Annotated in this window: 1 protein-coding gene; it reads left to right on the top strand. The window is 73.4% G+C overall.

What is annotated here, in order from left to right; genetic code table 11:
• Window positions 1-17 precede the first annotated feature (17 nt).
• Window positions 18-13,682 carry a non-ribosomal peptide synthetase gene (locus tag HFP48_RS18840; RefSeq protein ID WP_168579859.1) on the top strand — a complete coding sequence of 4,555 codons (13,665 nt, stop codon included), beginning with the start codon at window positions 18-20 and terminating at the stop codon, window positions 13,680-13,682.
• Window positions 13,683-13,814 lie beyond the last annotated feature (132 nt).

The following is a 13,814-nucleotide window of genomic DNA, read 5'->3' as shown; positions in this document are numbered from 1 at the left end:
CGACGGAGCACGCGGGGATGAGTGTCGACGGTTCGGGGGACCGACGACCGGACGAATCACGCAGCCGCCGGCCGGTCCGGCAGCGGCCCACACGCCGGCGCGGACCCCGCGTCGCCCTTCTGCCCCAGCTCCTGGCCGCCGCGGTCGAACGGGACCCCGGCGCACCCGCCGTGGTGTTCGAGGACCGCACCCTGAGCTACGGCGAGCTCGACTCGGCCTCCTCCCGGCTGGCGCGGCTGCTCATCCGGCGGGGGATCGGCCCGGAGGATGTGGTGGCGGTCGCCGTACCCCGCTCGATCGAGTCGGTGCTGTCGGTGTGGGCCGTCGCCAAGACCGGCGCCGCCTTCGTGCCCGTCGACCCGAACTATCCGGACGACCGCGTCCGGCACATGATCGACGACTCGGGCGCCCGGGCCGGCCTGACCCTCGCGGCCTCGGTGCCCGGCCTGCCCGGCTCCGTGCCCTGGATCGCCCTCGATTCCGCCGAGACCCGCACCACCCTCGCCGAGCAGTCCGCAGCGCCCGTCGCGCTCGACGACCGGGTCCGGACGCTGCGGGCGGAGCATCCCGCCTACGTGATCTACACCTCCGGTTCCACGGGCCGGCCCAAGGGCGTGGTCGTCACCCACACCGGCCTCGAGGGTTTCTGCGCCGAGCAGGTCGAGCGGTACACGCTGACCCCGGACTCGCGGACCCTGCACTTCGCTTCGCCCAGCTTCGACGCCTCCGTCCTCGAGCTGCTGCTCGCCGTCGGCGCGGGCGCCACCATGGTGATCGCCCCACCGTCGGTGTACGGCGGCGAGGACCTCGCCGAACTGCTGCGCAGCCGGCAGGTCACCCACGCCTTCGTCACGCCCGCCGCCCTGGCGTCCGTCGACCCGGCCGGGCTGGACACCCTCGGCGTGGTGATCGTGGGCGGTGAGGCGTGCCCACCCGACCTCGTCGCGCGATGGGCGCCCGGTCGTCGCTTCTTCAACGGGTACGGCCCCACCGAGACCACGATCATGACGAACATCTCGCACGCGCTGCAGCCCGGCGAGCAGGTCACCATCGGCCGGGCCGTCCGCGGGATGACCGCGCACGTGCTGGACGAGCGCCTCAACCCCGTCCCGGCCGGTGTCGTGGGTGAGCTGTATCTCGAAGGGCCCGGCCTCGCCCGCGGCTACCACCGTCGCGCCGCGCTGACGGCCGAGCGGTTCGTCGCCGGGCCCGGCGGCACCCGCCTGTACCGGACCGGTGACCTCGTCCGATCGGGCGAGACCGGCCTGATCTACGCGGGGCGCAACGACTTCCAGGTCAAGATCCGCGGATTCCGCATCGAACTCGGCGAGATCGATGCCGCGCTGGCCGCACACCCCGATGCCGACTTCGCCGTCACGGTGGGACGGCCGACCCCGTCGGGGGAGGCCCGGCTGGTGTCGTACGTTCACCCCGTGCCGGGGGCGGTCGTCGACCCCGACGCGCTGACCGAGTTCGTCGCCCGCCGGCTGCCCGCGCACATGGTGCCGACCGTGATCGTGCCCCTCGACCGGATCCCCCTGACGCCGGTCGGCAAGCTCGACCGGGCGGCCCTGCCCGAACCGGAGCTGCCCGCCCACGAGTACCGCGCGCCCCGCTCCGCCGCGGAACACGCGGTGGCCGAGGTGTTCACGGAGCTGCTCGGCACCGAGCGGGCCGGGCTCGACGACGACTTCTTCGAGCTCGGCGGCAACTCGCTCGTCGCCACCCGCGCGGCTGCCCGCCTCGGGGAGCGGCTCGCCACCCGGGTCCCCGCGCGGCTGCTGTTCGAGGCGTCCACCGTCGAGGGTCTCGCCGCACTCGTCGAACCCTCCGTCGGGGAAGGAGCGCAGCAACCGCTCGTCGCCGGGCCGCGCCCCGACCCGATCCCGCTGTCGCTGGCACAGCAGCGGATGTGGTTCCTCAACCGGTTCGATCCGGCGTCGGCCGCGAACAACATCCCCGTCGCACTGCGCGTCCGCGGGGGGCTCGACGTCGATGCCCTGCGCCGGGCCCTCGCCGACGTCGTGGCCCGGCACGAGGTGCTGCGCACCGTCTATCCCGATCGCGACGGCGTCGGGTCCCAGCTGGTCCTCCCGCCGGAGCAGGCGGCGCACTCCCTCGACCCGGTGCCGACGCCGCCCGACGAGATCCCCGGAGCGGTCGCCCGGCTCGCGACGGCCGGCTTCGACGTGACCGCCGAGGTGCCGCTGCGGGTCGCACTGCTGCGGTCGGCCGACGACGAGCACGTCCTCGTCGTGGTCGTCCACCACATCGCCGCCGACGGCGCGTCCATCGCCCCCTTCGTGCGGGACCTGGTCACCGCGTACGTCGCCCGCACCGGCGGCGCGGCCCCCGCGTGGGAACCGCTCGCGGTGCAGTACGCCGACTACGCCCTCTGGCAGCGCGCGGTGCTCGGTGACGAGTCCGACCCCGCGTCGCCGGCCGCGCGGGAGATCGAGTTCTGGCGCGGCGCGCTCGCCGACCTCCCGGATCGGCTCGACCTGCCGACCGACCGGCCCCGCCCGGTGGAGGCGTCGGGCCGCGGCGCCACCGTGGACTTCGAGGTCGATGCCGCCCTGCACGAGGCGGTCGAGGCCACCGCCCAGGCGACCGGCACGTCCGCGTTCATGGTCGTCCACGCCGCGCTGGCGGTGCTGCTGTCGCGCCTGTCGGGCACCGCGGACATCGCGATCGGCACGCCCGTCGCCGGCCGCGGCGAGCGTGCGCTCGACGACCTCGTCGGCATGTTCGTCAACACCCTCGTGCTGCGCACCCGCATCGAGCCGGCCGCCACGTTCGCCGAACTGCTCGGCCGGGTCAAGGACACCGACCTCGCCGCGTTCGACAACGCGGAGCTGCCGTTCGAGCGGCTCGTGGAGGTGCTCGATCCGGTGCGGTCGACCGGGCACCACCCGCTGTTCCAGGTGGCGCTGTTCTTCCAGAACCTCGACCGTGCCGAGGTGACCCTGCCGGACGTGGAGATCGAGCCCGTCGACCTCGGCGGGGCCATCGCCAAGTTCGATCTGCAGCTGACCGTCTCGCCGCGGGAGGACGCCGGGAAGCCGGCCGGAATGTCGGCGCAGTTCACCTACGCCACAGACCTTTTCGACGAGTCCACGGTGCGGGATTTCGCCGGCCGCCTGATGCGGATGCTCGCGGCGCTCACCGCCGACGCCGGCCGCGTGGTCGGCGACGTCGACCTCCTCGACACCGCCGAGCGACGCGCCCTCGCCGTCGGCAACGACCGTGCGGTGCATCCGGTCCGGGCGACCGGGCTCCTCGCCGCGTACCGGGACGCCGTCGCCCGCCACCCGGATGCGGTGGCCGTCGTCTTCGGTGACGAGTCGCTCACCTACGCCGAGTTCGACGCGCGCGTCAACCGGCTCGCCCGGCACCTCATCGGTCTCGGCGTCGGACCCGAAACCCTGGTGGCCCTCGCGATCCGGCGATCGATCGAACTCCCGGTCGCGATCTACGCGGTCATCGCGGCCGGCGGCGCCTACGTCCCGCTCGACCCCGACCATCCGGCCGAGCGGATCGGGCACATCCTGGCCACGGCACAGCCGGTGTGCGTCCTGAGCACCCGCGCGGACGCGGCGGACCTGCCCGGCACGGTCGCCCCCGTCCTGGTCGACGACCTCGACCTGCAGTGCTACGCGCCCGACCCGATCCGGGACGGCGAGCCGGCCGGCCCGATCCGCCCGGACACCCCCGCCTACGTGATCTTCACGTCCGGTTCCACGGGACGCCCCAAGGGCGTGTGCGTCTCGCACGAGGCCATCGTCAACCAGCTCGAGTGGATGGCCCACGAGTACGAGATCACCGGCGGCGACGTCTATCTGCAGAAGACCGCCACCACCTTCGACGTGTCGCTGTGGGGCTGGTTCCTGCCCCTGCGCGCCGGCGCCACCCTCGTCGTCGCCACCCACGACGGTCACCGTGACCCCGTGTACGTCGCCGAGACGATTGCCCGGCACGGCGTGACGCTGACCGACTTCGTGCCCTCGATGCTCACCGTGTTCGCCGCCCATGCGCCGGCCGGCACCTGCTCGACGCTGCGGCACGTGTTCGTGATCGGCGAAGCCCTGCCGCCCGAGACCGTCGACGCGTTCCGCCGGGTCTCGGACGCCGCGGTGCACAACCTGTACGGCCCGACCGAGGCGGCAGTCTCGGTGACCTACTGGCCCGCCGGTGACGAGCGGCAGAGCGTGCCCATCGGCGTGCCCGAGTGGAACGTGCGCGTGTACGTTCTCGACGGCCGGCTGCACCCCGTCCCGGTCGGCGTGCCCGGCGAGTTGTACCTTGCCGGAGGGCAACTCGCACGTGGTTACGTGGGCCGCCCGGACCTCACCGCGGATCGCTTCGTCGCCGACCCCGCCGGCGCCCCCGGCGCTCGCATGTACCGCACCGGTGACCTCGTCCGGTGGCGCCGCACCGCCGGCGGCGAGCCCGTCCTCGACTACATCGGCCGCACCGACTTCCAGGTGAAGTTCCGCGGTCAGCGGATCGAGCTGGGGGAGATCGAGACGGCTCTGCTCGCGCAGCCCACGGTCGGTCAGGCCGTGGCGCTCGTCGTGCCCACGGCCACCGGTGAGCAGCTCGTCGGATACGTCGTCCCCGCCCCGGGCGCGGCGGTCGAGAGCGCGCAGCTGCTCGGCGCCGTCAAGGAGATCCTGCCCGCGTACATGGTGCCGTCGGCGCTCGTCGCGCTCGACGCCTTCCCCCTCAACGCGAGCGGCAAGCTGGACCGCAAGGCGTTGCCGGAGCCGGTGTTCGAAACCCGCGGGTTCCGCGGGCCGCGCACGCCTGTCGAGGAGATCGTCGCGGGCATCTTCGCCGACGTGCTCGGCCTCACCCGCGTCGGTCTCGACGACGACTTCTTCACCCTCGGCGGGAACTCGCTCGTCGCGACCCAGGTCGCGGCGCGGCTCGGTGCTGCGCTCGACACCAAGGTGGCCGTCCGCGTGCTGTTCGAGACCCCCGAGGTGGAGGCTCTCGCGGCCCGCCTCGAATCCGAGGTCGGCCGGACCGGGCGCGTCGCCCTGCGCCCCCGGCCGCGACCGGAGGTCGTCCCGCTGTCCCTCGCCCAGCAGCGCATGTGGTTCCTCAACCGCTTCGACCCCGACTCCGCGGTGAACAACCTGCCGCTGGCCATCCGGCTCCGAGGTGACCTCGACGTCGGGGCGCTGCGCGCGGCGATCGACGACGTGGTGTTCCGGCACGAGTCGCTGCGCACGGTCTACCCGGAGGTCGACGGGGTGGCGCGCCAGGTCGTCCTGCCCACCGCGGATCCGGCCGCCGGACTGGAGCCGACGCCGGTGAGCGAGGCCGACCTCGCGGCCGCGGTCGCCGCCGAGATCGGTGCCGGATTCGACGTGACCACCGGAGTCCCGCTGCGGCTGAGACTGTTCCGGCTGTCCGAACGGGAGCACGTGCTCGTCGTCGTGCTGCACCACATCAGCGGCGACGGATTCTCGATGGGGCCGCTCACACGCGACGTGATGCTCGCCTACGCCGCACGGGCCGCCGGCCGGGAACCCGACTGGGCGCCGCCGGCGATCCAGTACGCGGACTACGCGCTGTGGCAGCGGGAGGTTCTCGGCGCCGAGGACGATCCCCGGTCGGTGCTCGCGCAGCAACTCGGCTACTGGCGCAGAACGCTGTCCGGGATCCCCGACCAGCTCGACCTGCCGGCGGACCGGCCCCGTCCGCCCGTCGCGTCGAACCGCGGTGCCGTCTCCGGCTTCTCCGTGGACGCCGGCACGCACGCGGCGCTGACGGCCCTCGCCCGGGAGCACGGCGTCACGCTGTTCATGGTCGTCCACGCGGCACTGGCCACTGTGCTGGCGCGGCTGTCCGGCACCGAGGACATCGTGATCGGCACGCCCGTCGCCGGGCGGGGCGAGGCCGAACTCGACGACGTCATCGGCATGTTCGTCAACACCCTGGTGCTGCGCACCCCGGTCGGCCCCGGCGACACGTTCGCCGCCCTCCTCGCTCGCGTCCGCGAGACCGACCTCGAGGCGTTCGGCCATGCCGACGTGCCGTTCGAGCGCATCGTCGAGGTCCTCGATCCGGAACGGTCCCAGGCGCGGCACCCCCTGTTCCAGATCGCGCTCAGCTTCCAGAACCTGGCGCGCACCCGCCTCGAACTTCCGGGCCTGGCCGTCGAACCGGTCGACTTCGCCTTCGACCAGGCGAAGTTCGATCTGCAGGTGACCGTCTCGGACGTGGTCGCCGAGGACGGTGCGCCGGGCGGGCTGTCCGTGGCGCTGACCTATGCGACCGACCTGTTCGACGCCGGCACCATGGAGGCCTTCGCCCAGCGGTTCACCCGGGTGCTCGCGGCGGTCGCCGCCGATCCGGCCACGGTGGTCGGGGACATCCCGCTGCTGCCGGACGAGGAGCGGGCCGTCGTGCTCGAGGCGTGGAACGCGCCGGGCACCCGCGCCGCCGGCGAGACGCTCGTCGACCGGTTCCAGGCGCAGGCCGGCCGGACCCCCGACGCGGTCGCCGTCACCGCCGGCGACCGCAGCCTGACCTACGGGGAGCTGGCGTCGCGCGTGAACCGCCTCGCCCGTACCCTGATCGACCGCGGAGTGCGGCCGGACAGCCTCGTGGCCGTGGCCCTGCCGCGCACCGAGGAACTCGTCGTCGGACTCCTCGCCGTGCTCCAGGCCGGCGGTGCCTACCTGCCGTTGGATCTGACGTATCCGGCGGACCGCCTCGAATTCATGCTCGCGGACGCCGCTCCCGTCTGCGTGCTCGTCTCCGGCACCGATCGGGAGGCGCTGCCGGACACCGCCGTCGAGGTGATCGACGTGTCGGCGCTCGATCTGTCCGCGGTCCCCGGCGCACCGGTCGGCGACGACGAACGACGGGCCCCGCTGCGCGTCGACAACCTCGCGTACGTCATCTACACGTCCGGCTCCACCGGCCGTCCCAAGGGCGTGCAGGTTCCGCACCGGCCGGTCCTCGAACTGTTCGAGAACACGTGGCCCGCCTTCGAGTTCGACGAGCGGGACGTGTGGACGATGTTCCACTCCTACGCGTTCGACTTCTCCGTGTGGGAACTGTGGGGACCGCTGCTCTACGGTGCCCGGCTCGTCGTCGTCGACCACTACACCTCGCGCTCGCCCGAGGACTTCCGCGCCCTGCTGGCCAGGGAACGGGTGACGGTGCTCAACCAGACCCCGTCGGCGTTCTACCAGCTCGCCGAGGCGGACCGCGCGGCCGCGGAACACGGCGACGAGACGGGCCTTCCGGCACTACGGTACGTGATCTTCGGTGGTGAGGCGCTCGATCTGCGGCGGCTCGCCGGCTGGTACGCCCGGCACGCCGAGGACGCGCCGCGTCTGGTCAACATGTACGGCATCACCGAGACCACCGTGCACGTCTCGCACCTGCCGCTCGCCGCGGCCGACGCGGGACTCGCCGCGAGCGTGATCGGCCGTGGCATCCCCGGGCTGGGCATCTACGTCCTCGACGCGCGCCTGCAGCCCGTTCCGGTCGGCGTGCCGGGGGAGATGTACGTGCGCGGAGCGCAGCTCACCCGCGGCTACCTGGGACGCGCCGACCTCACCTCCGGCCGGTTCGTCGCCGATCCGTTCGGCGCGCCCGGCACCCGCATGTACCGGACGGGCGACATCGCCCGCTGGAACGCGCGAGGACAGCTCGAGTACGCCGGGCGCAGCGACTCCCAGGTCCAGTTGCGCGGCTTCCGCATCGAACTCGGCGAGATCGAGGCCGCTCTCACCGGCGTCGCCGGTGTGGCGCAGGCCGTCGCGGTCGTGCGCACCGACGAACGCACCGGCGACCGCCTCGTCGGCTACGTGGTGCCGCGCGCGGGACACGACCTCGAGCCCGCGACGGTCCTGGACTCGGTGGCCCGGTTCCTCACCGGATACATGGTTCCCGACGCGATCGTGGTGCTCGAGACGCTGCCGCTGACCGCGAACGGCAAGCTCGACCGCAAGGCTCTACCCGCTCCGATATTCAAGGGCGACAAGAGATTCCGTGCTCCCGGCACCCCCACCGAGGTCGCGATCGCGGCGGTCTTCGCGGAGGTCCTGGGCGCGGAGCGGATCGGTGCCGACGACTCGTTCTTCGCGCTCGGCGGCGACAGCATCGTTTCGATCCAGCTGGTGTCGCGGGCGAAGGCCCGCGGTGTGGTCTTCACCCCCCGCGACGTGTTCGAACGCAAGACCGTGGCCGGGCTCGCCGAGGTCGCGCGCGTCGGTGCGGAGGCGGCGGTACCCGCGCTGGCCGAGCTTCCCGGCGGCGGCGTCGGCGACATGCCGTTGACGCCGATCGTCCGGTTCATGGTCGAACGCGGCGGCCGATTCGATCGCTACACCCAGACGCTCGCGCTGGAACTGCCGGCCGGCATCGACCGCGACGGCGTCGTGGGAACCCTCACGGCCGTCGTCGACCGCCACGACATGCTCCGGGCGCGCCTGCGCCGCAACGGCTCCGGCGACTGGGAGCTGTCGACCACGCCGCCGGGCAGCGTCGACGTCGACGCGCTCGTCGCCCGCATCGAGGTCGCGCCCGGGACCGACGAACAGGCGCTCGCCGACCTCGCCGCGCGGGCACTCGACGAGGCCGAGTCGCGGTTGCGGCCGGCCGAGGGCGTCGTGCTGCAGTTCGTGTGGCTCGACCCGGGCGCGGCGCGCACCGGGCGGCTCGTCGTCGTCGCGCACCACCTCGTCGTCGACGGCGTCTCCTGGCGCATCCTCGTTCCGGACCTCGTCACGGCGTGGGCGCAGCTGTCGAACGGCGGACGTCCGGAGCTTCAGCCGGTCGGCACGTCGTTCCGGCGCTGGGCGCACGCCCTCGCCGAGACCGCGGTCCCGGCCCGTGCGGCCGAACTCGGGCTGTGGCGCTCGATCGTCGACGGGCCCGATCCGATGCTCGGCGCGCGCCCCTTCGATCCCACCGTCGACCTCGCCTCCACGGTGGATAAGGTGCGGATCCAGGTCGATCCCGCGACGACCGACGCATTGCTGACGACGTTGCCCGCACGGTTCCACGGGGGCGTCAACGACGCACTGCTCGCCGCGCTGGCACTCGCCGTCGCCCGGTGGCGCCGCGACCGGGGCGTCGCCGAGCCGTCGGCGCTGGTCCGGCTCGAGGGGCACGGCCGCGAGGAGGAGGTCGTCCCCGGCGCGGACCTCGGCCGCACCGTCGGCTGGTTCACCACCATCTACCCGGTCCGGCTCGACCTGTCCGGGGTGGATCTCGACGACGCGTTCGCCGGGGGCCGCGCCGCGGGCGCCGCGATCAAGGCCGTCAAGGAGCACCTGCGCGCCGTTCCGGACAAGGGCATCGGCTACGGGCTGCTGCGCTATCTCGATCCGGCCGCCGGCCCCGTGCTGCGGGCGCTGCCGTCCGGGCAGATCAGCTTCAACTACCTCGGCCGGATCGACGCCGGCGAGATCCCCGAGGGCGCGGCCGGTCTCGGCTGGCTGCCCGCCGGGGACCTCGGCGACCTGTCGGGGCGCGACGACGCCGACGCGCCCGCGATGGCCACGGTCGACATCAACGCCGTCGTGATCGGCGGCCGGCTCGACGCGAACTTCGGATACGCGAGCGGTCTGCTCGACCGCGGCGACGTCGAGGAACTCGCGCAGCTGTGGGTGCACGCCCTGGAGGCGCTCGCCGCCCACGCCGCCCGGCCCGACGCGGGCGGTCTGACGCCGTCCGACGTCCCCCTCGTGCACGTCGGCCAGAGCGACCTCGACACGTGGGAGACACGGTACCCCGCCCTGGTCGACGTGTGGCCGCTCGCCCCGCTGCAGTCCGGTCTGCTCTTCCACGCGATGCTCGCCGACGGCCGGCCCGACGTCTACACCACCCAGGTGCTGCTCCACCTCGCGGGCCGGGTCGACGTGGCCCGGCTGCGCCGGGCGGCGGAGGCACTGCTCGAGCGGCATCCCAACCTGCGCACGGCGTTCGTCGCCGGCGAGTCCGGCGAGCCGGTGCAGCTGGTGCTCGACGACGTCTCCCTGCCGTGGCGCGAGGTCGACGCCGTCGGCGCGGACGGCTCCGACCTGGAGGCGATGGTGCGGGCGGACCAGGACGTCCCGTTCGACATGGCCGCCCCGCCACTGATCCGCTTCCTCGTCGTGCGCACCGCCCCGGACGCGTGGACGCTGGCCGTCAGCAGCCACCACATCCTGCTCGACGGGTGGTCGATGCCGCTGCTGCTGAAGGACCTGCTCACCCTCTACGCGACCGACGCCGATGCGACGATCCTGCCGCGGGTGCCCGCGTATCGCACCTACCTGGAGTGGTTGGCCGCGCGCGACCACGACCGGTCCCGCCGGGCCTGGGCGGACGCGCTGGCCGGCCTCGAGGAGCCGGCCATGCTCGCCGAGGTGCTCGGTGACGGCGAGGCGGGAGCCGTGGGCGGCGCGGAGCACCGCGTCGCGATCGACGCCGACACCACCGCCGCGCTGACCGAGTACGCGAGCCGGCTCGGCGTCACCGTCAACACCGTTCTTCAAGCGGCGTGGGCCGTGCTGGTGGCCCGCTCCACCGGCCGCGACGACGTGGTGTTCGGAACCACCGTCTCCGGCCGGCCCGGCGGGCTCGAGGGTGTCGAGTCGATGGTCGGGTTGTTCATCAACACGATTCCGGTGCGCGTCCGCCTCGACCCGGACATGGCGGTCGACGCGGCGCTGCGTGCCCTGCAGGCCGAGCAGGCCGACCTGCTCGACCATCACCACATCGGGCTGGCGGAGATCCAGCAGCTCGCGGGGACCGGCGCGTTGTTCGACACCCTGCTCGTGTACGAGTCCTATCCGATCGACCGGAGCGGCCTCGAGCAGGCCAGCTCGATCGACGGCATGACCGTCGCCGGCGTGAACACCCGGGACGCGACCCACTATCCGCTCACGGTGGTGGCCACGGCCGAGGAGTCGCTGGCCTTCGGGTTCAAGTACCGCCGGGACGCCTTCACGGCCTCCGCGGTGCAGAACCTCGCGCAGCGCTACCTCCGGGTGCTCGGCGGCCTCGTCGCCGGGACGGCCGGCACGACCGGGCAGCTCGAGATCCTGGGCGACGCCGAGCGCGACGATCTCGTCCGACGGACCGGACGCCCGGCGGAACCGGCCGTGCCGCTGGCCGACCTGCTGGCCGCGGCCGCCGCCCGCGACCCGCAGTCCACCGCACTGTCGTACCGGGGTCGCGAGCTGACCTACGCCGACCTCGATGCCCGCTCGTCGCGGCTCGCGCGTCTGCTCATCGCCCGCGGCGTCGGGCCCGAGGACGTCGTGGCCGTGGGGCTGACCCGGTCCTTCGAGTCCGTGATCTCGGTGTGGGCGGTCGCGAAGACCGGTGCCGCGTACGTGCCGGTCGATCCCGGCTACCCGGTCGACCGGGTCGTGCACATGGTCACCGACTCGGGGGCGCGGGCGGGAGTGACCGTCGCCGCCGAACGCACCGGCCTGCCCGACACGATCCCGTGGGTGGTGCTCGACGACGAGGAGGTCGAGTCCGAACTCGCCGTGCTGTCGCCCGCGCCGGTGACGGACCGTGACCGGGCGCGTCCGCTGCATGTGGACAACCCCGCCTACGTCATCTACACCTCCGGCTCCACCGGGCTGCCGAAGGGCGTGGTCGTCACCCACACCGGCCTGGCCAACTTCGCCGCCGAACAGCGCGAGCGTTACGGCCTCGGACCGGCCACCCGGGCGCTGCACTTCGCGTCGCCGAGCTTCGACGCCTCGGTGCTCGAACTGCTGCTCGCGGTCGCGCCCGGGGCCACGCTGGTGATCGCACCGCCCACCGTCTACGGCGGCGCGGACCTGGCGGAACTGCTGCGTCACGAACGCGTCACCCACGCGTTCGTGACGCCCGCGGCACTGGCGTCGGTCGATCCCGCGGGCCTCGACGACCTGCGGACCGTCGTAGTCGGCGGCGAGGCGTGCCCACCGGAGCTCGTCGCGCGATGGGCGCCGGGCCGGGCGTTCCACAACGGGTACGGGCCCACCGAGACCACCGTCATGACCAACATCAGCGATCCGTTGACCCCCGGCGGGCCGCTCACGATCGGCGGGCCGCTCCGGGGCACGCGCTCGCTCGTCCTCGACGACCGGCTCCGGCCCGTGCCGGTCGGGGTGGCCGGCGAGCTGTATCTGTCCGGCGTCCAGCTGGCACGGGGGTACCACGCCCGGCCGGCGCTGACCGCGTCCCGGTTCGTCGCCGATCCGTACGGCACCGGCAGCCGCCTCTACCGCACCGGCGACGTCGTGCGATGGACCGGGGCGGGCGAGATCGAGTACGTGGGCCGGTCGGACTTCCAGGTGAAGGTCCGCGGCTTCCGGATCGAACTCGGGGAGATCGACGCCGTGCTCCGCCGTGATCCGGCGGTCGACTTCGCCGTCACCGTCGGACGGACCTCCGAGGCGGGCGTCGTGCGGTTGGTCTCGTACGTGACGGCGCGGCCGTCGGCGACCGTCGACACCGCCGCGTTGCTGGCCTCGGCGGCGAGGGCGCTGCCGGGACACATGGTGCCGTCGGCGATCGTCGCCCTCGACGAGGTCCCGCTCACGCCGGTGGGCAAGCTCGACCGTGATGCGCTGCCGGAACCGGACACGGCCACGCGGCCGTACCGCGCCCCGGAGACCGATGCGCAGCGGGCCGTCGCGGATATGTTCGCCGAGGTGCTCGGCCTCGACCGGGTCGGGCTCGACGACGACTTCTTCGAACTCGGTGGCAACTCCCTGGTGGCGACGCAGGTCGTCGCGCGCCTGCGGGACGCGCTCGGGGTGGAGGTGCGGGTGCCCTGGTTGCTCGCGGCGCCGACGGTGGAGTCGTTCGCCTCCCGGATCGGCGGCGACGACGCCGGCGGGGACGCGGCGCTCGCCGTGGTCCTGCCGCTGCGCGCCGGCGAGCCCGACGTGACCCCGCTGTTCTGTATCCATCCGATGATCGGCCTGGCCTGGCCCTATGCGCCCCTGGCGGCGCGGCTCGCTCCCGGCCGGCCGGTCTTCGGGCTGCAGACGCCGGCGCTCACGGACCCGGGATTCGTCCCGGCGTCGATCGAGGCGCTCGCGCAGCGATACGCCGACGAGATCGCGCGGGTCCGTCCCGAGGGGCCGTACCGGTTGGCCGGCTGGTCGCTCGGTGGGGTGCTCGCCCACGCGGTGGCGGTGGAGTTGCAGGCCCGCGGCGCCCGGGTCGAGCACCTCGCGATGCTCGACTGCATCCCGCGGATCGACACGGACCGCTTCGGCGCCGAGTTCGCCGAGAACCTCCGCAGTCTCGGAGTGGACGCGGATCCGGACGCGCTGCGCGACGGTTTGCCGGCGGAGGCGGCGAACGCTGTGGCCGCCGCGGTGCCCCGGGAGCTGATCGAACTCGACGCGCCGCGGGTGCAGCGCATCTTCGCCGCGGCGGTGCTCTCCCCGGAGCTGATCAACCGGCACGAACCGGGGCTCTTCGCCGGCGACGTCGACTTCTTCAGCGCGCGGGACGAGCACCCGACGGAGGCGGACGCGGCGGTTCTGTGGGTCCCGTACGTGTCCGGGCGGGTCCGGAATCGGTTCGTGCCCGGAGCGCACGGCGCGATGATGGATCCCCCCGCCCTCGACGTGATCGTGCCGGCGTTGGATCGTGACGCGATCGATGTGACGGATGTGAACGGTGAGGTTTCTGACGGCCGGTACGCAAGGTAACGTTCACGCCCGTGCTGTCGATTCAGTACATGCTGCGCCGCAGGGCGCACCCCGGTTCGCCGGGGCTTGGGGACGCCCGCCCGCCGGGCCTGAGGAGGTTGACGGAATGAGTGTTGTCGAGTCGCGGAGCCG

Source organism: Rhodococcus sp. DMU1 (genome assembly GCF_012272955.1).
Lineage (GTDB): Bacteria > Actinomycetota > Actinomycetes > Mycobacteriales > Mycobacteriaceae > Rhodococcus > Rhodococcus aetherivorans.
The sequence above is the reverse complement of the archived record's forward strand: the minus strand, read 5'-3'. Positions and strand labels throughout refer to the sequence as shown.